At 67.5% G+C, this 18,013-nt stretch carries 22 protein-coding genes; 10 read left to right on the top strand and 12 right to left on the bottom strand.

What is annotated here, in order from left to right:
• Positions 1-298: 298 nt before the first annotated feature.
• From ATO6_RS06870 to ATO6_RS06855, 4 genes are all read left to right on the top strand, one after another.
• Positions 299-979 carry an energy-coupling factor ABC transporter permease gene (locus ATO6_RS06870; RefSeq protein ID WP_088623148.1) on the top strand — a complete coding sequence of 227 codons (681 nt, stop codon included), beginning with the start codon at positions 299-301 and terminating at the stop codon, positions 977-979.
• Positions 980-1,037: 58 nt separating this feature from the next.
• Positions 1,038-1,538, top strand: coding sequence for a hypothetical protein (locus tag ATO6_RS06865; RefSeq protein ID WP_088623147.1), 501 nt, complete (start codon positions 1,038-1,040; stop codon positions 1,536-1,538).
• 88 nt (positions 1,539-1,626) lie between these two features.
• Positions 1,627-2,088, top strand: coding sequence for a GNAT family N-acetyltransferase (locus ATO6_RS06860; RefSeq protein ID WP_088623146.1), 462 nt, complete (start codon positions 1,627-1,629; stop codon positions 2,086-2,088).
• Positions 2,089-2,125: 37 nt separating this feature from the next.
• Positions 2,126-2,575 (top strand): GNAT family N-acetyltransferase, encoded by a 450-nt coding sequence (locus ATO6_RS06855; protein WP_369597060.1) that lies wholly within the window; start codon positions 2,126-2,128, stop codon positions 2,573-2,575.
• 30 nt (positions 2,576-2,605) lie between these two features.
• Here ATO6_RS06855 and ATO6_RS06850 read toward each other — a convergent pair whose 3' ends face one another.
• From ATO6_RS06850 to ATO6_RS06840, 3 genes are all read right to left on the bottom strand, one after another.
• Positions 2,606-3,058, bottom strand: a complete 453-nt coding sequence (locus tag ATO6_RS06850; RefSeq protein ID WP_088623144.1) for a YaiI/YqxD family protein — start codon at positions 3,056-3,058, stop codon at positions 2,606-2,608.
• Positions 3,055-3,885 (bottom strand): S-formylglutathione hydrolase, encoded by an 831-nt coding sequence (fghA, locus tag ATO6_RS06845; protein WP_088623440.1) that lies wholly within the window; start codon positions 3,883-3,885, stop codon positions 3,055-3,057. Before fghA ends, ATO6_RS06850 begins: the two co-directional genes overlap by 4 nt.
• 146 nt (positions 3,886-4,031) lie before the next feature.
• Complete coding sequence (locus tag ATO6_RS06840) at positions 4,032-4,724, bottom strand: nitroreductase family protein (protein WP_088623143.1); 693 nt, start codon at positions 4,722-4,724, stop codon at positions 4,032-4,034.
• Positions 4,725-4,920: 196 nt separating this feature from the next.
• On the opposite strand from ATO6_RS06840, the gene ATO6_RS06835 reads away from it, so the two are divergent.
• Together ATO6_RS06835 and ATO6_RS06830 are read left to right on the top strand one after the other, a co-directional pair.
• Positions 4,921-5,229, top strand: a complete 309-nt coding sequence (locus ATO6_RS06835; protein WP_088623142.1) for a hypothetical protein — start codon at positions 4,921-4,923, stop codon at positions 5,227-5,229.
• A 173-nt stretch (positions 5,230-5,402) separates the two neighbouring features.
• Positions 5,403-5,711: a hypothetical protein gene (locus ATO6_RS06830; protein WP_088623141.1), complete on the top strand. Its 309-nt coding sequence runs from the start codon at positions 5,403-5,405 to the stop codon at positions 5,709-5,711.
• A 76-nt stretch (positions 5,712-5,787) separates the two neighbouring features.
• Here ATO6_RS06830 and pnp read toward each other — a convergent pair whose 3' ends face one another.
• Positions 5,788-7,926: a polyribonucleotide nucleotidyltransferase gene (gene pnp, locus ATO6_RS06825; RefSeq protein ID WP_088623140.1), complete on the bottom strand. Its 2,139-nt coding sequence runs from the start codon at positions 7,924-7,926 to the stop codon at positions 5,788-5,790.
• A gap of 290 nt (positions 7,927-8,216) precedes the next feature.
• Between pnp and ATO6_RS06820 the strand changes: the two genes are divergently transcribed.
• The 3 genes from ATO6_RS06820 to ATO6_RS06810 are packed head-to-tail and all read left to right on the top strand — an operon-like array spanning position 8,217 to position 10,368.
• On the top strand, positions 8,217-8,735 hold the full coding sequence (locus ATO6_RS06820) for a sigma-70 family RNA polymerase sigma factor (RefSeq protein ID WP_088623139.1): 519 nt from the start codon (positions 8,217-8,219) through the stop codon (positions 8,733-8,735).
• Between the two features lie 3 nt (positions 8,736-8,738).
• The gene (locus ATO6_RS06815; protein WP_088623138.1) at positions 8,739-9,458 is read left to right on the top strand and encodes a hypothetical protein; all 720 of its coding nucleotides are present in this window, start codon (positions 8,739-8,741) and stop codon (positions 9,456-9,458) included.
• A 28-nt stretch (positions 9,459-9,486) separates the two neighbouring features.
• A complete protein-coding gene (locus ATO6_RS06810) occupies positions 9,487-10,368 on the top strand; it encodes a Hint domain-containing protein (protein WP_176440849.1) in 882 nt (293 codons plus the stop codon).
• A 158-nt stretch (positions 10,369-10,526) separates the two neighbouring features.
• On the opposite strand, the gene ATO6_RS06805 is transcribed toward ATO6_RS06810, so the two are convergent.
• From ATO6_RS06805 to ATO6_RS06770, 8 genes are all read right to left on the bottom strand, one after another.
• Positions 10,527-12,107, bottom strand: a complete 1,581-nt coding sequence (locus ATO6_RS06805; RefSeq protein WP_141101945.1) for a hypothetical protein — start codon at positions 12,105-12,107, stop codon at positions 10,527-10,529.
• 220 nt (positions 12,108-12,327) lie between these two features.
• Complete coding sequence (gene rpsO, locus ATO6_RS06800) at positions 12,328-12,597, bottom strand: 30S ribosomal protein S15 (protein ID WP_088623135.1); 270 nt, start codon at positions 12,595-12,597, stop codon at positions 12,328-12,330.
• Positions 12,598-12,736: 139 nt separating this feature from the next.
• On the bottom strand, positions 12,737-13,726 hold the full coding sequence (locus ATO6_RS06795; protein ID WP_141101944.1) for a calcium-binding protein: 990 nt from the start codon (positions 13,724-13,726) through the stop codon (positions 12,737-12,739).
• Positions 13,727-13,809: 83 nt separating this feature from the next.
• Positions 13,810-14,733, bottom strand: coding sequence for a tRNA pseudouridine(55) synthase TruB (truB, locus tag ATO6_RS06790; protein ID WP_088623133.1), 924 nt, complete (start codon positions 14,731-14,733; stop codon positions 13,810-13,812).
• Between the two features lie 66 nt (positions 14,734-14,799).
• Positions 14,800-15,252, bottom strand: a complete 453-nt coding sequence (locus ATO6_RS06785; protein ID WP_088623132.1) for a DMT family transporter — start codon at positions 15,250-15,252, stop codon at positions 14,800-14,802.
• A complete protein-coding gene (locus tag ATO6_RS06780) occupies positions 15,253-15,771 on the bottom strand; it encodes a GNAT family N-acetyltransferase (protein WP_176440848.1) in 519 nt (172 codons plus the stop codon).
• A gap of 10 nt (positions 15,772-15,781) precedes the next feature.
• Positions 15,782-16,330, bottom strand: coding sequence for a helix-turn-helix domain-containing protein (locus tag ATO6_RS06775; RefSeq protein ID WP_088623130.1), 549 nt, complete (start codon positions 16,328-16,330; stop codon positions 15,782-15,784).
• A gap of 55 nt (positions 16,331-16,385) precedes the next feature.
• Positions 16,386-16,673: an I78 family peptidase inhibitor gene (locus ATO6_RS06770; protein ID WP_088623129.1), complete on the bottom strand. Its 288-nt coding sequence runs from the start codon at positions 16,671-16,673 to the stop codon at positions 16,386-16,388.
• Positions 16,674-16,819: 146 nt separating this feature from the next.
• Here ATO6_RS06770 and ATO6_RS06765 point away from each other — a divergent pair, with 146 nt between their 5' ends.
• Positions 16,820-17,950 (top strand): S-(hydroxymethyl)glutathione dehydrogenase/class III alcohol dehydrogenase, encoded by a 1,131-nt coding sequence (locus ATO6_RS06765; protein WP_088623128.1) that lies wholly within the window; start codon positions 16,820-16,822, stop codon positions 17,948-17,950.
• The last annotated feature ends 63 nt before the right edge of the window (positions 17,951-18,013 follow it).

Genomic DNA, 18,013 nt, shown 5'->3' with positions numbered 1-18,013 from the left:
ATCAGGGTGCGTGGCGAGGCCGGGGTGAGTCAACGCCGGGTTGTCTGGATGTGGCAGTGAACGCGGCGTTATCCACAACATATTGCGGAACACCAGCGAAACATTGCCGTGCCAGGCTGACCGTCACGCGCTTGCCGTCCGCGCTTCCCCCGCATGGCCCGCCCCGGTGGCGCGCGGATGCGCAGGGGCGCCCAGCGGTCCGGAGCAGCGGGAAATGACCTTGACCCGCCGCGCCGCGAATGGACAGATGGATGCGGTCACGCCCCCCGCCCATGCGGACTGCAGAGGAGACAGAGCGATGCATATCGAACCGGGACTCATGCAGGGCGCAAAGCTTGCGCTGAGCTATGCCACCGCCGCAGGGGCCGGGGTCTGGACCCTGCGCAGGGGCTGGGCGGCCCTGCGCGAAATGGGCCTGATGTCGCTGGCCGCGCGCTCGTCGCTGGCCACAACCGCCGTCTTCATCTGCTTCGAGGTGCTGCCACACTATCCCGTCGGTGTCTCCGAGGTGCATTTCATCCTCGGCTCGACCCTGTTCCTGCTGTTCGGCGCGGCCCCGGCGGCGATCGGGCTGGCACTGGGGCTGCTGGTGCAGGGGTTGGCTTTTGCCCCGCTCGACCTGCCGCAATACTTCATGAACGTGACGACCCTGCTGATCCCGCTGGCCGCCGTGCAGGCGCTGGCCGGGCGGCTGATCCCGCGCGGCACGGCCTATGTCGACCTGCGCTATCGCGATGTTCTGGCGCTGTCGACGGCCTATCAGGGCGGGATCGTCCTGTGGGTGGCGTTCTGGGCGTTCTACGGACAGGGCGTTTCGGCCTCCACATTCTCCGCCGTGGCAGGGTTCGGCGCGGCTTATATGCTGGTGGTGGTGATCGAACCGCTGGCCGACCTCGCAATCCTCGCCGCGGCGCGGACGCTGGCGCGCGGGCCGGAGCGCCGGAGCCTGTTCGCGCCGCGCCTGTTCAGCGCGGGCTGACACGCGGCGCGCGGCGGAGAGACATCCCCTCCGCCGCACCGACACAGGGGAACACTGGATGAAGAACGTGGTATTCGTATTCGTCACCGGCCTTCTGCTGGGCTCCGTGACCGGTGCGCTCTTTGCCCCAGGCGCGACCGTCGCCCCGGTCGAGGAGGCGCACGACCACAGCACGCATGGCGAACCGCATGACGACGACGGCCCGCTGCCGCACGCCGGTCACGATCACACGGCGATGGTGGAGGCGACGGAGCCCGTGCCTTCTGTGGATTTCGTGGCGACGCCTGAGCCGGGCGGCGGGCTGAACCTGAACATCCTGCTGCAGGATTTCGCCTTTGCCCCTGAACAGGTGAACGGCCCCGACGCACCCGGCGCGGGCCATGCCCATGTCTACGTGAACGGCCGCAAGATGCTGCGCGCCTACGGGCCATGGGTGCACATCGCCAACCTACCCACTGGCCCGGCCGAGGTGCGGGTGACGCTGAACGCGAACAGCCACGGGCAGCTGGCCCATGACGGCCAGCCCATCGACATCACCAAGACGGTCGAGATCGAATGACCGGACGGACAGAAATCCCGGCGCAGCGGCATGCCGCCGCCGGCCCTGCGGGCCAGCCCCGCGCGATCCCATTCGAGGGGAGCAGACCATGATCATCGTCGAACCCGGCGACGCCGCCGCCCCCGGCGCAGCGCGCCTGCTGGAGGCCAGCCGCGCCCTGATGAACGCCGAGTTCCCGGCCGAGAGCAACCACTACCTCGGCCCCGACGACTACGCGGGCGACCACATGCGGTTCCTCATCGCCCGCAAGGGGCCCGAGACGGTGGGTTGCGTCGCTCTGGCGATCCGCGACGGCTATGGAGAGATCAAGTCGCTCTTCGTCGACGAGGCCGCCCGCGGCACCGGCGCGTCGGGTGCACTGATGCGCGCGATCGAGGACATCGCCCGCGACGAGGGCCTGCCGCTGATCCGCCTCGAAACGGGCGACACCCTGACCGCCGCCCGGCGTCTCTATGCCGCGCTCGGCTATGCGGAGCGGGGGCCGTTCGGCGAGTACGGCCATGACCCGCGCTCGGTCTACATGGAGAAACCGCTGGGAACGGAGGGGTGAGGTGCACCGCCCGATCCGCCTGACCCCGGATGACGACATGGCGGCGATCCACGCGCTCCTGACCCGGTCCTTCGCCTATATGGAGGACCGGATCGACCCGCCGTCCTCTTTGAACCGGATGACCCCCGAGACCTTCGCCGACGAGGCGCGGAGACACGAACTCTGGGCGATCCTCGATCCCGCGCCGGTCGCCTGCATGGTGCTGACGCCGAAACCGGATCACCTCTACCTCGGCAAGCTTGCGATCGCGGAGAACCGGCGAGGTGAGGGCCTCGCCCGGATCATGACCGACCACGCCATCGCCCGCGCCGCCGCGATCGGCCTGCCGGCCGTGGTCCTTCAGACGCGGATCGAACTGACGGAAAACCACGCGACCTTCACCCGTCTGGGCTTTGCCGAAACCGGCCGCACGGCGCATCCGGGCTACGACCGCCCGACCTCGGTCACTTTCAGCCGGCCCGTGCCCCAAGCGCTCGCCCGGCCCTGACGCGCCGGTCTCGCCCTGCAGGCGCGCAGCTCAGCCCCGCAGCGCCGCCCGCACCTCGCGCTCAACCGCATCCAGAAACCGCGACCGGTCCGCTTTCGAGAACGCCCGCCCGCCGCCCTGCCGGAACGGATCGGCCGCGCGCAGATCGGTCATCAGGTCGCGCACCGCCAGCGCCTGCCCGACATTGCGCGCATCCAGCGCCTCGCCATTTGGCTTCAGCACCCGCGCCCCGCCCTCGACGCAACGGGCGGCCAGCGGAATGTCCTGCGTCACAACAACATCGCCCGGCCCCGCCCGCTCGGCGATCCACATGTCGGCGGCGTCGGGACCCTCGGGCACCACGACGATCTCGACCAGCGGATTGCGCGAGGGCCGGATCCCACCGTTCGACACCAAGAGCATCCGCACCCGGTGCCGGGTGGCGACCCGTTCGGCCTCCTCCTTCACCGGGCAGGCATCGGCGTCGATATAGAGCACCGTCACGCGTAGAGCGCCTCCGCGTGGAACCCGACGTGCTCCTCCATGAAGGAGGACACGAAGAAATAGCTGTGGTCATAGCCCTTCTGCATCCGGAACGCCCCGTCCTGCCGCCGCAGGGCCGCGGTCTGGAACAGCGTCTCGGGCTTGAGCAGGTCGAGGAACGGATCGCTCGCCCCCTGATCAACCAGCACCGGCCCGTCGAACCCCCGGTCGGCCATCAGCAGGCTGGCGTCGTGCGCCACCCATGCGGATTCGTCCGCGCCCAGGTAGGCCGTGAACTGCTTTCGCCCCCAGTCGGACCCGCAGGGATTGCAGATCGGCGCGAAGGCCGAAACCGACCGGAACCGCCCCGGCAGCCGCATCGCCAGTGTCAGCGCGCCGTGACCGCCCATCGAATGGCCCGTGATCGCCTGCCGGTCCATGTCCAGCGCAAAGCTCTTGCCGACCAGCCCCGGCAGTTCCTCGGCCACGTAGTCCCACATCCGGAAATGCGGCGCCCAGGGATGCTCGGTCGCGTTCACGTAGAACCCCGCGCCCTTGCCCAGATCAAAGCTCTCGTCATCCGCCACCGTGTCGCCGCGCGGCGAGGTGTCGGGAAAGATCAGCGCGATGCCCTGCTCGGCCGCCCAGCCCTGCGCGCCCGCCTTGGTCATCGCGTTTTCATGCGTGCAGGTCAGCCCCGACAGGTACCACAGCACCGGGACCGGCATCTCCTCGGCATCTTCCGGCAGGAACAGCCCGAACGTCATCTCGCAGCCGGTCGCCGCACTGTCGTGGGAATAGACCCCCTGCACACCACCGAAACACCGGTTCTCGGATATCACCTTCATCATTCGATCTCCTGCAGCTTTCGGCCCCTGCATACACCGCCGGGACCAGAGAACCACCCCACCCGCTTCTTCTGGTTCCAAATACTTTCGGGGGGAGTCGGCCAAGGGCCGACGGGGGGCAGACAGCCCCCCCTGCGTCCTCTCCGTCAGCGCCGGACCGTCAGTATCTCGTCCAGCGGCTTCTTCAGTTTTGCCACCGCGGGCACCGTCGCCTCTGCGGCGGGGTGCCCGACGGCAAGGATCATCACCGGCTTCTCGCTCTCGGGCCGGTCGCAGAGCCCGTTGAGGAACCGCATCGGGTTGGGCGTGTGGGTCAGCGCCGACAGCCCCGCGTTGTGCAGTGCCGCGATCAGAAAACCGGTCGCGATACCCACACTCTCCGGGACGTAATAATTCTTGTACCGCGTCCCCTCCTTCGTCACGCCATAGCGCTGCGCGAAGATGACGATCAGCCAGGGCGCGATCTCCAGATGCGGCTTGGACACGCCGGTGCCGATCGGCTCCAGCGCCTTGAGCCATTCGTCGCCCGCGCCCCCGGCATAGAACTTCTCCTCCTCGGCCTCGGCCGCCCGCCGGATTTCGCCCTTCATCGCCGGGTCGCTGATGGCCACGAAATGCCAGGGCTGGTGGTTGGCCCCGGACGGCGCACGGCCCGCCGTTTCGACGCAGCGGGCGATGATCTCCTCGGGCACCGCCCGGTCCGAGAACTCGCGGACGGTATGCCGCCGCTTCATCAGGTCGAAGAACGCCTCGGCCGCCGCCCGCATCTCGGAATCGGTCATCTCGGCCCGGTCGGGCAGCGGCAGGGGTTCGTAGCTGATCTGGCCTTCGTGATACATGACACACCTCCATTGACGCAGCATCGGCACCATGCGCGCCGGGTCAACCACCCGCGTTACGCAGGACGGCGGCACGCTGCATCGCCACGTCCTTGAATGTCACTGCATACCATATTGACGGAATCCCGGACCTGCCCTAACCAACTCAATCGCGGCGGCTTTCGCGGGCGCGCCGTGTTTTTCTCAGGACACTTCCATGCGTCACACCACCCTCGTCGCCACCCTGGCGATCCTCCTGGGCAGCACCTCTGTCCAGGCGGCCACCGGTCATGCCTGCACCTTCCAGGGCGGCAAGCCCGGCGAAGCGAATGCCGAAGGCAACGTCGGCCCGTTCCAGACCAACGGCAACGAATACAAGGCCGAAGGCGAAACCATCCGCGCCGCCGCCAAGGACGCGCGCCTGGCCTGCACCGCGGGCGAACCGCTCGGCGCGCAGGGCTGCCTGTTCAACGGCTGCGTCGACCTCGCCGCCGCCGATACGACCACGACGGCCCCCAAGAACTGACCCTGTTGCGGCGCGGGCGAACACCCCCGCGTCGCCACCTTCCGACACATCGTTTTCCGCGAAAACGCCCTTGCGTTTTTCTCGCACGTCAATTGATTGACCGGTCGGTAAGTGTATCCGAAAAAACATGTCGGCGGCACGTTTCCGGCCGCATGTCATTTCTGGATACACCAATGCACAGAACCTTCCTTGCCGCGGCCGTCGCCGCGCTGATCTCGACCGGCGGGGCCATGGCCGCGACCGGATATTCCTGCGGCTTCATCGGGGGCCAGCAGGGCGAAACCCAGGCCGACGGCAGCCAGGGCCCCTGGCAGGAAAACGGCGCGGAATACAAGGCCGAGGGCGAAACCATCCGCGTCGCGGCCAAGGACGCGCGTCTGGAATGTTCCGCGGCCGAGGCGCTCGGTTCGCAGGGCTGCAAGTTCACCGGCTGCACCGAGGTCGAACTGGGCACGGGCACCAGCGGCAAGGTCGGCGGCTGATCCGCCCCCCGAGATGTGAAAAGGCCCCGGAGACAATCCTCCGGGGCCTTTGTCGTTTCTCAGCGACGGGCAGAGATCACTCTGACGCGTCTTCCTTCTCTTTCGCGAGTTCCTGACCGGTTTCCTGGTCGACCATCTTCATGGCCAGACGGACCTTGCCGCGATCGTCGAAGCCCAGAAGCTTGACGTAGACTTCCTGGCCTTCCTTCAGCACGTCGGAAGGATGGTTCAGGCGACGGTTCTCGATCTGGCTGACGTGGACGAGGCCGTCACGCTTGCCGAAGAAGTTCACGAAGGCGCCGAAGTCGACGATCTTGACGACCTTGCCCTTGTAGATGTGGCCTTCTTCCGGCTCTGCCACGATCGAATAGATCATGTCATAGGCCTTCTGGATGGCTTCACCGTTCGGCGAGGCGATCTTGATGACGCCGTCGTCGTTGATGTCGACCTTGGCGCCCGAGACTTCCACGATCTCGCGGATGACCTTGCCGCCCGAACCGATCACTTCACGGATCTTGTCGGTCGGGATCTGCATCGTCTCGATCCGCGGTGCATGGACCGAGAATTCGCCGGTGCCCGACAGGGACTTGTTCATCTCGCCCAGGATATGCATCCGGCCGACTTTCGCCTGCTCGAGTGCCTTCTCCATGATCGCCGGGGTGATCCCCGCGACCTTGATGTCCATCTGGAGCGAGGTGATCCCGTTCTCGGTGCCCGCGACCTTGAAGTCCATGTCGCCGAGGTGATCCTCGTCGCCGAGGATGTCGGTCAGGATCGCGTAGGACCCGTCATCTTCCAGCACCAGACCCATGGCGACACCCGCGACGGCGGCCTTCAGCGGCACGCCCGCGTCCATCATCGACAGCGAACCGCCGCAGACGGAAGCCATCGAGGAGGAGCCGTTGGACTCGGTGATTTCCGACACAAGCCGCAGCGTGTAGGGGAAATCGGTCGGCGCCGGCAGAACCGCCTGCAGCGCGCGCCACGCGAGCTTGCCGTGGCCGATTTCGCGGCGGCCGGGCGACCCCACGCGGCCAACTTCACCAACCGAGTACGGCGGGAAGTTGTAGTGCAGCAGGAAGTTGGACTTGTAGGTGCCCTGCAGCGCGTCGATCATCTGTTCGTCGTCGCCGGTGCCGAGCGTGGTCACGACCAGGCCCTGGGTTTCGCCACGGGTGAACAGGGCCGAACCGTGGGTCCGGGGCAGGATCGAGGTCTGCACGTCGATCGCACGGACCTGATCCAGCGCGCGGCCGTCGATGCGGCGGCCGTTCTTGACCACGTCACCGCGCAGGACGGAGGATTCCAGCTTCTTCAGCGCGGAATCGAGGTTCGGGTTTTCCAGCTGTTCCTCGGTCAGCGCGGCCTTGATGTCCGCCTTGGCCTGAGCCACGGCGGCGACACGCTCCTGCTTGTCGGTGATCGCATAGGCGGCGCGCATCTTCTCTTCGCCTGCGGCCTTCACGGCTGCGGACAGCTCGGAGTAGTCCGGCGGCGAGTAGTCGAAGGGCTCTTTCGCGGAATCTTCGGCCAGCGCGATGATCAGGTCCAGAACCGGCTGGATCTGCTCGTGCGCGAAATTCACCGCGCCCAGCATCTCGGCTTCGGTCAGCTCGTAGGCTTCGGACTCCACCATCATCACGGCGTCCTTGGTGCCCGCGACGACGAGGTCCAGACGCTGCTCCGGCTTGTTGCGGAGATCGTGCATGTCGTCGACGTCCGGGTTCAGGACGTACTCACCGTCGACAAAGCCGACGCGGCAGCCCGCGATCGGGCCCATGAACGGCACGCCGGAAATCGTCAGCGCGGCCGAGGCGGCGATCATCGCGACGATGTCGGGGTCGTTGACGAGGTCGTGGGACAGAACGGTGCACATCACCAGCACTTCGTTCTTGAAGCCCGGTGCGAACAGCGGGCGGATCGGGCGGTCGATCAGGCGCGCGGTCAGCGTTTCCTTTTCGGTCGGCCGCGCCTCGCGCTTGAAGAAGCCGCCGGGCACCTTGCCCGCGGCATAGTATTTTTCCTGGTAGTGGACGGTCAGCGGAAAGAAGTCCTGACCGGGCTTGGGGCTCTTGGCGAACGTCACGTTCGCCATGACCGAGGTTTCGCCCAGAGTGGCGATAACCGAACCGTCGGCCTGGCGGGCAACCTTGCCCGTTTCCAGAGTGAGGGTTTCATCGCCCCACTCCATCGTTTTCGTCGTTACGTTGAACATCTAGCGTATCCTGTAGGGGAGCGCTCCCGGCCCCTGCCGGGTCTCCCATTTGCATGGCGGCCCCATTGCCGCCGCCTCCAATCCTTTTGCACAACGCCGGAGGCTGAAGCGTCACGTCTCAGATGCGCGGCGCATATAGAAAAAAGCGCCACTTGGAAAGGGTGGACCGCGCAAATCGGCGCCGGACGGCGGGTTCGGACGCCATGTTCCGCGCGACAAAGGCGGGTTGCGCAGAAAAATTTGCGCCGACCGGGATAAAACATCGCGGCAGTTCCGTCATTCTCACTGTTATGACCAGCAAACCGCCCTTCGACGTCTCAGACCACATCGGCCCGCTGCGCCGCAAGGCCCGCGCCTTGACGCGCAACGGCCCCGACAGCGAGGATCTGGTGCAGGAGACCATCCTGCAGGCCTATGAAAAGGCCGGCAGCCGCGCGCCCGACGGCAACCTGCGCGGCTGGCTGATGGCGATCCTGCGGAACCGGTTCCTCGACACGCGCCGCCGTGACGCGGCATCGGCCCGTCGCGAGGCGGCGGTGGCCGAGCTGACGCCGGCCTCGACCGACGGCGGGCAGGACATGCACATGCGCGCCACCGAGGTGCGGGCGGCGTTCTTCTCTCTGCCGCCCGAACAGCGGGCGGCGCTCTATCTCGTGGCGATCGAAGGCCGCTCCTGCGCCGAGGCCGCGGGGATGCTGGGCATACCGATGGGCACGCTGACATCCCGCCTGGGCCGTGCGCGCGACAGGTTGCGGGCGCTCGACGCAGACGACTCCCCCCGTATCGTTCCATTCCAATCGAAGGGCTGATCCATGACGGAACGCGACCACACCGCCCTGTCCGAGATCTACGACTACATCAACGGGCACCTGCCCCGCGACCAAGCCGCCCGGATCGAGGCCGAAGCACAGGCCGACCCGGAGCTTGCGGCGCTGATCGCCGAGGAGCGCGCCCGGTTCAGCCAGCTGCGCCATGCCCTGCCCGCCGCCGCCGCCGTGACGGCGCCGCGGCCCGCGTCGCGGACAGGCTGGCGCCCGGCCTTGGCGGCGGCCGTCGTCGCCTTCGCCGTCGGCTTTGGCGTCCACTCCCTGACCGGCCCGTCACGACAGGGCGGCGGCGATCTGGACGCCCTGATCCAACTGGCCGCCGAGGCGCATTCCAACAGCCGCCTGCGCATGGCGATGGTGTCACAGGTCGAACACGAAGCGATGGACGCCGCCGAACTGGTGCAGGCGACCGGCATCCGCATTCCCGTCCTGCCCGCGGGCTGGAGCCTGAAGGACGTGCAGGTCTATCCCTCGCCCTACGGCCCCAGCATCGAGATCGCCGTCACGACGGACGACAACGGTCTGATCTCGATCTTCGCCGTCCGGGTGGACGAGAACCGGACGATGACGCCGGTCCCGCGGGATTCCGCGCGGATGAACACCGCCGTCTTCCAGATCGCCAACACCGCCTACGTGCTGGTCGGCCAGACCGCCCCCGCACCGCTCGACGACGAGGCGACCGAAATTTTCCGCAGCCTGCTTTGACCTACGAGGGAAGGAAGCAACAATGATCATGAAACTCGACCCCCTGACGGTGCTTGCGCATGTGCTGGGATCCAAGAAGCACGCCGTGCCGGACTTCGAAGGGTTCGGCAAGGGGTCCTGGGGCAAGACGCCCGACAAGCCGGGTGGCAAGCACGACTGGGCCGACAAGTGGCACGGCGGCGGCGGCAAGGGGCACGAGGACCATGGCAAGGGTCACGGCCACGGGCATGACCACGGCAAGGACCATTGGCACGACAAGGATCACGATAAGGGCCACGGGCACGGCAAGGACCGCGACGACGACCATTGCGAGGTGCCCTGTTTCGCGGCCGGCACGCTGATCACCACCGTCGGCGGCGACTGCCCTGTCGAACTGATCCAGCCCGGCGACCGCGTCATCACCCGCGACAACGGCGTGCAGAAGGTCGCATGGTCCGGTCAGGTGACGCTCAGCGAGATGCAGCTTGGCCTGTTGCCGGAACTGCGCCCCGTGCGTATCCGGGCGGGCGCGCTGAACGGGGTCACGCCGGTCCGTGACACGGTGGTCAGCCCGAACCACCGCCTGCTCTACTTCAGCCCCTACGCCCAGCTTCTGTTCGGCGAACCCGAAGTCCTGATCGCGGCGCATCATCTTGTCGGTCTCCCCGGCTTTGAAAGCGTCGAGACGGGTGCGGCCACCTACGTGCACCTGATGTTCGAACGGCACGAAGTCGTTCTGGGCGACGGCTGCTGGTCGGAAAGCTTTCAGCCCGGCGCCTACATGCTCGGCTCCATGAACTCTGCGCAGCGGGACGAGATTCTCACCCTCTTTCCCGATCTCGTTGCGCATGCGCAGGCGGACGGTTTCCGTCCCGCCCGCAGATCCCTGCGTCGGCACGAGGCCGATCTTCTGTGCAGGATGGGCCAGTAGGCCCGGTCGCGCCGCCCACACCGGCGCACCGGGTCGCGTAACTGGACCACCGGCAGGAGATTGGGTCTCAAGCCCCCCCGTCGACGCAGGGAACCAGCGCCCGCCCCCACTCACGGGGCGGGCGTCTTCCGTTTACTGGCTGTCAGGACCGAGTCCGCTCAGGCGGGACAGTCATGCACCGCGAAGGACACCCGCTCCGGCAGCGTCGGGCGAAACGCCTCCAGCGCATCCCGCATCTCTGCCTCGTGCGTGGGCTCGGCAAGGTAGAAATCCACGTCGGCGTAGGGCGTCGTGATGCGGATCGTTGTCAGCGTCGCGATGTGGCACCACTGAGGCGGCAGGTCGCCGTCGAACCAGCCGGTGAACACCATCGCGAAGCGGGTGTCATACCGCCGCGCAAGCTCGCGGATCGTGTCCGGCCCCCGATTGCCACTGGCCGTCAGGCGGCGCATCTCCTCGGAGCCCAGCCCCCACAGATCGAGCACGTAGGCGTCGTTGCGGAAGGACACCCAGCCCAGGTCGTTCACAGCGACAGCGTGGGGATAGAACTCGGTCGCAAAGCGGTGCATCTGGTATTGCTGGTCATGGATGTTCTCTGCCGCCATGGGAACGGACAGCGCCGTCAGGGCGTAGGACTTCAGCGTCGGCAGACAGGCGGCCGCGACCGCAAGCACGGGCCAGATGCGCGGGCTGGCGATCCGCCCGAGGATCAGCAGGAGCGCCGCCATTTCAGAGGCGACCAGATAGATCTGATACCTGTGAAACCCGTTCCACTTGCCGGCCACGCAATGTGCCAGCGCCGCAATCCCGACGACCGCCGCCACGCGGCGCACGGGCACGCCGAGTCGGGGCACCATCGACGCGATCAGCAGCAGGATCGCCCCGGCGAACACGGGACGGCCGCGCGCAGACTGCAGCGTTTCACGGAAGCTTTGCAGGACCTCGCCGAACAGGTTGCTGCCCCCCTCGACCGCAGCCGCGGAGGGGCCCGACTTGACCAACACCGAAGAGGGCAGCGGCGGCAGGCCGAGCCCGCTCATGATCGCGGCGTAGGCGCCAAGCATCAGGACAAGGGCCAGCCCGAGCGCGACGGCCGAGCGCCAGTGCACGCTCACCCCGATCGCGATCAGGGCGGCGCCCGACATGGCGAGCCCCTCGAAGCGCAGCAGCGGCGCGGCAAGGACGCCGACGATCAGGTAGGCCGGCAGAGCCTCGGCCGGGTGCATGCGGGCCAGGCCAACCACGATGGCGAGCGAGGCGAGAACGTGCAGCGTGTGCTCCATCCCGGCATAGGGCAGCGCGAAGGCGTTCGTGCTGACAAGGACGAAGGGCAGCAGCAGCCAGGTCCAGCCCGAGGTCCCGCCGCGACCGTCCGGCAGCGCGCGGGCCAGCAGCATCCCGAAGATCGCGGCGATGATCACCGCCGGGATGACGTTCAGGACGAGCGGCGTCCAGGTATCGAGCCCGATCGCCAGCCCTGCGGCCACGAGCAGCGGAAAGATGATCGAAGAGGAGGGCGAGGTGTATTCGCCCACATTGATCCCGTAGCTGCCGGAATTGATCGTCTCGGCGATCGACAGGTGGATGTAGGGATCGTCGAGGGCATAGCCGAAGGTGCCCACCCGGTCCATGATGCCCCAGAACAATGCGGCCAGGCCGACAATGCAGATGACGGCGCCTGTGCCGCCCGCGCGCCGCATCACCCCGGCGTCAACCGGAACGCGGTTTCTCATCGTCATATTGCCTACCCTCGGCCATGCCTGCCCGGGCTGATCCCCGGTGTCTTTCGCGGCACTCACACTAGCAACCGCCGCCGATGCGTCGAAGGGCTATATGCCGCGAGGTCCTTATTTGGTGGATAACGTTGCGTCGATGCATAGGTGGCCGCAACGGAAAACGCCCGCCGGGTGGGGCGGGCGTCGGAAGTCCTGGTGCAGGTCCGGCGAACCGGACCGCGGGTCAGCGGCGGATGCCGAGACGCTGGATCAGGGTCTGGTAGCGGCCATGGTCCTTGGCCTTGAGGTAGTCGAGCAGCTTGCGGCGCTGCGCGACGAGCTTCAGCAGGCCACGGCGACCGTGGTTGTCCTTGGCGTGCACCTTGAAGTGCTCGGTCAGGGTCGTGATGCGGCTGGTGAGGATCGCAACCTGAACCTCGGGCGAACCGGTGTCGCCGTCCTTGGTCGCGTATTCCTTCATCAGGCGGGTCTTGTCTTCGGCAGTGATCGACATCGGGGTCTCCTGGTCTAAAGGGTTTCGGGCACAAGCCGGGATGTCGTCCAGCAGGGTCCTTCATAGGAACACCGGCGCGAGGTCCGCACCGGCGATTGCGGGCACATAAGGCATCGGTCGCGCGAAGGAAAGGGAAATCTCAAGCCGCCGTCGCAGCCCCCGGCAGGCCGGTCAGCGGGACCAGCGCGATGTCCGACAGGCCCACCGGACCGTCGCTGGTCAGGCTGACCTGCACCACCCCGTCGATCAGGACCACATGATCGGTGGCGGAGAGCGACCGGACCTCCACCGCGGGCGGCGGACCGGCGAGGTCGTCGTAGATCACCAGCACCTGATCCTCGCCCCCGGTGAAATCCATCACCTCGGCCTCCTGCCCCGGCATACCGCCGACGATGACGAACTGGTCGTCACCGGCGCCGCCGGTCAGCGTGTCGCCCGCCCCGGCCAGCAACGTGTCGTCGCCGTCGCCACCGTTCAGGCAATCGCCATCCGCGCCGACCGGCGACGCGGCATCCGCCCCACCCTCGCCCGTCAGCCCGTCGATCAGGTCCTGGCCGAAGCCGCCGAACAGGCTGTCTGCGCCCGCGCCCCCGGTCAGCGTGTCGCCACCATGGTTGCCGTGCAGCGCATCGTCACCTTCGCCGCCGGTCAGCAGGTCGGCGCCCATTCCGCCATGGACCGAATCCGCGCCCGACCCGCCGTCGACCACGTCATTGCCCAGCATGCCGAAGATGAAATCGTCGCCCGCGCCGCCGGTCAGCGTGTCGCCGCCGTCACCGCCCCAGAGCCTGTCATCGCCTTCGCCGCCGTCCAGCAGGTCGGCGCCACAGGACCCGAGCAGGCTGTCGTCACCGTCAAGGCCGGAGAGCGTGTCCGGGCCGTCATATCCATTCATCTGGTCGTCGCCCGCGCCGCCGGTCATCGCCTCGGCCAGCGGCGATCCGGCGATGATGCTGCCCGCCGGACCAGAGAGGCCGGCACCCGATGTGCCAGTGCCACCCGAAGCCCCGTCCGGACCCCCGGCGGGCCCGTCGCCAGCCACGTCATCCGCGGCCTCGAGGTCGCCCCAGCCGACGGCGACAGACGCCCCGACGATCATCATTCCCATCAATCCGGCGAGAAAAAGCATGGCAGAGCCCCTTACAGGCCCCAAGGACACCACACCGGGCGGCGCCAGGTCAAAACCATTCAGATCAGAAGGTTAACGCGCGATTACCCGTCGACAGGGGACGGCAGGTTGAAGACACGCGAGGGGTGCAGCTCTCCGCCGCGGTACTGCCCGACCGCCAGCGGCCGGCCATCGAAGCTGGCCCAGCAGTCGTCCCCGAATTCCACGTCCCGCGCGATGACTTCGCCGGGATTGCCGTTCCGCAGCCGGGCTGCGCCCAGTTCGGTCGCGCGCACCTCCGGCAGATCGGTCAGCCCCGCCTCGACCGGCAGCAGCCGGGCATCGAGCTCCGGCGTGCGCGCCAGTGCGTCGATCTGGTCCAGCGTGATCCCCTGTGCCGCCTCGAACGGACCGGACCAGACGCGGCGCAGGCTGACCACGTGCCCGTGACAGCCAAGCGCCGCACCGAGGTCGCGCGCGACGGACCGCACGTAACCGCCCTTGCCGCAGACCATTTCCAGCACGACGTGATCCGCATCGGGCCGGTCGTCCATCAGCAGGCTCTCCACCCAGAGCGGACGCGCCGCGATCTCCACATCCTCGCCGTCGCGGGCCAGCTTGTAGGCGCGCTGCCCGTCGATCTTGACGGCCGAGAACTTGGGCGGGATCTGCATGATCTCGCCCACGAAGGGCTGCAGCGCCTCCTTGATCTCATCGTCCGAGGGCCGCTCCGCGCTTTCGGCGATCACCTCGCCCTCGGCGTCGTCGGTGTTGGTCGCCTGACCCAGCCGGACGGTGAACTCATAGGCCTTCAGCGCGTCGGTGATGTAGGGCACCGTCTTGGTCGCTTCGCCCAGTGCCACGGCCAGAACGCCCGTCGCCTCGGGGTCGAGCGTGCCCGCATGCCCCGCCTTGTTGGCGTCGAGCGCCCATTTCACCTTGTTCACGACGGCGGTCGAGGTCAGGCCGGCGGGCTTGTCCACCACCAGCCAGCCGGAAATGTCCCGGCCCTTCTTCCTGCGCGCCATATGTGCCTCCGTCGTGTTGAAGCCGGGGGATTAGCCGGTGACGGATGATGCGTCAATCCGGCCGCCCTACCCCCGGCGCCACGTCGCCAGCACCGCACCGGCGACCAACAGCGCCAGCCCGATCAGGTTGACCGTCGACGGCGTCCGCATCGGCAGGCCGAAGGCCCCGGTCCGGTCATAGATCGCCCCGGCCACCATCTGGCCCGCGACCAGCGCCACCAGATAGCCGGTCGCCCCGAGGCGCGGGATGGTCAGGGTCGAGATCACGACGATCACGCAGCCCAGCACGCCGCCCAGCCAGACCCACGCCGGCATCGCCCGCAGGTCCGCCACGCGCGGCAGGGTCCCGTTGGCCCCCGCGATGACCAGCATCAGCAGCGCGGCGAAGGTGAAGGCCGTCAGGACGGTCTGGAACGGTCCGCCCAGAAGCTGTGACATCCGGGCGTAGATCGGGCCCTGTGCGGCGACCAGCGCGCCCGAGATCACGACCAGCAGGAAGAACGGCAGCAGCGGGCCCATTCACAGCCTCCGGAACATGTAGGTCGTGGATTCGAGCCGGTCCTCAATCGGGTGGCGGGCAAAATCGGGGATGGAGCCCGCGACCTCGAACCCCGCCTGCCAATAAACCGTCTGGGCCGGGCTGTCCGTGACAGTGTCGAGCGTGACCAGCCGTTTGCCTTCGGCCCGCGCGGCCTCCAGCAGGCGCGCCATCAGGGCCCCGGCCAGCCCCCGGCGGCGGGCGTCGGGATGGACCAGCAGCTTTGTCACCTCGCAGCGGTGCGACTGGTTGGGCGTCAGATCCCAGTCGAGCATGACGCAGCCGGTGATCCTGTCGCCGTCCCGCGCGACCCAGAGCCGCCGCCTGCCCCCCGCCATCGCGCGGGCGACCTTTCCGGTCCAGAAGGCCCGCGCCTCATCCATCGGGAAGGGCAGGATGAAGTTCACGCTCGCCCCTGCATGGACGCAGTCATGCAGCAGCAGGGCCAGCCCCTCGATCGCGCTGTCGTAGTCGTCCGGCAGGATCTCCACGATCTCCATCGGCATGTCCTCAGATGATGAAAATGAGATAATCCGCGCCCTCCGGCCCGGCGGTGAAACGACTCGGGCCGTGCAGGCGGTAGCGCAGGCAGTCGCCGGGCATGAGCGCGTGGTCGGCAGCGCCGACGCTCAGCGTCAGCGCCCCGGCCCGCAGCAGCAGGTGATGTTCCAGCCCCTCCACCGGGACGCGGTCGTAACGGACCACCGCCCCCGGTTCCAGCCGTCCCTCGACCACATGGCCCCTGAGCCCCTCGGCGGGCGGCGAGACCGAGCGGCGCGTGAACCCGGTGTCGGGATCGCGCCAGACCTCCTGCGCCGCGCGGGGGATCAGCGCGGGCGCATCGGCCTCGGCCATGCGCAGGATGTGGCTGGTGGACATGCCGTAAGCGGCGGCGAGACGGCCGAGGACCTCGGCGGTCGGGCTGGTCGCGCCGGTCTCGATCCGGGACAGCGTGCCCCGGCTGACACCGCTGCTCTCGGCCAGCGAGTCGAGACTCATTCCCCGCTCCTGCCGAAGCAGGCGCAGGCGGTCGGCCAGTCGTGTGGTCAGATCATCCATGCGATTCCCGTTTTCGGGACAATTTCCCAAATACGGGAATATCGCAAGCGGGATGTCAGCCGCAGTAGATCTCGGTGATCGTTTCGCTGTCGTCGAGCCTGATGTTCAGGCGGTCCGACCGGAAATCCATCGTCATCACGCTGTCGGGGTGCAGCACGCGCACCTTTTCCGTGCCCGGCGGCAGGAAGTCGGGCGAAAAGGTCTTGCCCACCAGATCCTGGAGTTCGGCCGCCCCGCAGGCGTTCTCGGGTGCCGGTGCGGCAGGCTGTGCGGACGCGGTGTCGTCCTCCCTGCAGGCCGCAAGGGCCAGTAGCGCCACGAGGGCGAAGGCTGCATGTCTCATCTGCTCGGTCTCCTTCACGGGTCTCGCGCCCGGGTGCCCCAGCCTTCGGTCCGATGCCGCGGATTTGCAATGAACAGCCGCGTGAGACGTTGCAAACCGGCTGTCTTTCGCTCAATTAAAGGATGAAACCGACTGGGAGACCATCAATGCGCACCCGAGCCGCCGTTGCCGTTCAGGCCGGAAAACCCCTTGAAATCATGGATGTGAACCTCGAAGGCCCGCGCGCGGGCGAGGTTCTGGTGGAGGTGAAGGCCACCGGCATCTGCCACACCGACGAATTCACGCTGTCGGGCGCGGACCCCGAGGGTCTGTTTCCCGCCATCCTCGGCCACGAGGGCGCGGGCGTCGTCGTCGAGGTGGGTGCGGGCGTGACCTCGCTGAAACCGGGCGATCACGTGATCCCGCTCTACACGCCGGAATGCCGGGAATGCTATTCCTGCACCAGCGGCAAGACGAACCTCTGCACCTCGATCCGCTCGACCCAGGGTCAGGGCCTGATGCCCGACGGGTCCTCGCGCTTCTCCACGCTCGATGGCGATCCGATCCTGCACTACATGGGCTGCTCGACCTTCGCGAACCACACCGTGATGCCCGAGATCGCGCTGGCGAAGGTGCGCGAGGACGCGCCCTTCGACAAGATCTGCTACATCGGCTGCGGTGTGACCACCGGCATCGGCGCCGTCATCAACACGGCCAAGGTCGAAGTCGGTGCCACCGCCGTGGTCTTTGGCCTGGGCGGCATCGGTCTGAACGTGATCCAGGGCCTGAAGCTGGCAGGCGCCGACATGATCATCGGCGTCGACCTGAACAACTCCAAGAAGGAGTGGGGCGAGAAGTTCGGGATGACCCACTTCGTCAACCCGAAGGAGATCGGCGAGGATATCGTCCCCTACATCGTCAACCTGACCAAGCGTCGGGGCGATCTGATCGGCGGGGCGGACTACACCTTCGACTGCACCGGCAACGTCACGGTCATGCGGCAGGCGCTGGAATGCGCGCACCGTGGCTGGGGTGAATCGATCGTCATCGGCGTCGCGCCCGCCGGGGCAGAGATCGCAACGCGGCCGTTCCAGCTGGTGACCGGCCGGGTCTGGAAGGGCACGGCCTTCGGCGGCGCCAAGGGCCGGACCGATGTCCCCAAGATCGTGGACTGGTACATGGAAGGGAAGATCCAGATCGACCCGATGATCACCCACACCCTTGCGCTGGACGACATCAACAAGGGCTTCGACCTGATGCACGCGGGCGAGTCGATCCGTTCCGTCGTGGTGTACTGACCGGGCAAGGCGCGAGGAAGGGCGGTGCGTGACAAGCACGCACCCTACCTCGCGCGCCTTCCG

The organism is Oceanicola sp. 22II-s10i, assembly GCF_002210105.1.
GTDB lineage: Bacteria > Pseudomonadota > Alphaproteobacteria > Rhodobacterales > Rhodobacteraceae > Pseudooceanicola.
This window is presented reverse-complemented; position numbering and strand designations above follow the sequence as displayed.

Coding starts and splice junctions, on each gene's coding strand:
- ATO6_RS06795 (WP_141101944.1), bottom strand. CDS start 13,726: ATGCTTTTTCTCGCCGGATTGATGGGAATGATGATCGTCGGGGCGTCT.
- fghA (WP_088623440.1), bottom strand. CDS start 3,885: ATGAAGGTGATATCCGAGAACCGGTGTTTCGGTGGTGTGCAGGGGGTC.
- ATO6_RS06860 (WP_088623146.1), top strand. CDS start 1,627: ATGATCATCGTCGAACCCGGCGACGCCGCCGCCCCCGGCGCAGCGCGC.
- truB (WP_088623133.1), bottom strand. CDS start 14,733: ATGGCGCGCAGGAAGAAGGGCCGGGACATTTCCGGCTGGCTGGTGGTG.
- ATO6_RS06815 (WP_088623138.1), top strand. CDS start 8,739: ATGACGGAACGCGACCACACCGCCCTGTCCGAGATCTACGACTACATC.
- ATO6_RS06830 (WP_088623141.1), top strand. CDS start 5,403: ATGCACAGAACCTTCCTTGCCGCGGCCGTCGCCGCGCTGATCTCGACC.
- ATO6_RS06810 (WP_176440849.1), top strand. CDS start 9,487: ATGAAACTCGACCCCCTGACGGTGCTTGCGCATGTGCTGGGATCCAAG.
- ATO6_RS06840 (WP_088623143.1), bottom strand. CDS start 4,724: ATGTATCACGAAGGCCAGATCAGCTACGAACCCCTGCCGCTGCCCGAC.
- ATO6_RS06765 (WP_088623128.1), top strand. CDS start 16,820: ATGCGCACCCGAGCCGCCGTTGCCGTTCAGGCCGGAAAACCCCTTGAA.
- ATO6_RS06775 (WP_088623130.1), bottom strand. CDS start 16,330: ATGGATGATCTGACCACACGACTGGCCGACCGCCTGCGCCTGCTTCGG.
- rpsO (WP_088623135.1), bottom strand. CDS start 12,597: ATGTCGATCACTGCCGAAGACAAGACCCGCCTGATGAAGGAATACGCG.
- pnp (WP_088623140.1), bottom strand. CDS start 7,926: ATGTTCAACGTAACGACGAAAACGATGGAGTGGGGCGATGAAACCCTC.
- ATO6_RS06855 (WP_369597060.1), top strand. CDS start 2,126: ATGGCGGCGATCCACGCGCTCCTGACCCGGTCCTTCGCCTATATGGAG.
- ATO6_RS06805 (WP_141101945.1), bottom strand. CDS start 12,107: ATGACGATGAGAAACCGCGTTCCGGTTGACGCCGGGGTGATGCGGCGC.
- ATO6_RS06770 (WP_088623129.1), bottom strand. CDS start 16,673: ATGAGACATGCAGCCTTCGCCCTCGTGGCGCTACTGGCCCTTGCGGCC.
- ATO6_RS06785 (WP_088623132.1), bottom strand. CDS start 15,252: ATGGGCCCGCTGCTGCCGTTCTTCCTGCTGGTCGTGATCTCGGGCGCG.
- ATO6_RS06865 (WP_088623147.1), top strand. CDS start 1,038: ATGAAGAACGTGGTATTCGTATTCGTCACCGGCCTTCTGCTGGGCTCC.
- ATO6_RS06820 (WP_088623139.1), top strand. CDS start 8,217: ATGACCAGCAAACCGCCCTTCGACGTCTCAGACCACATCGGCCCGCTG.
- ATO6_RS06870 (WP_088623148.1), top strand. CDS start 299: ATGCATATCGAACCGGGACTCATGCAGGGCGCAAAGCTTGCGCTGAGC.
- ATO6_RS06835 (WP_088623142.1), top strand. CDS start 4,921: ATGCGTCACACCACCCTCGTCGCCACCCTGGCGATCCTCCTGGGCAGC.
- ATO6_RS06780 (WP_176440848.1), bottom strand. CDS start 15,771: ATGGAGATCGTGGAGATCCTGCCGGACGACTACGACAGCGCGATCGAG.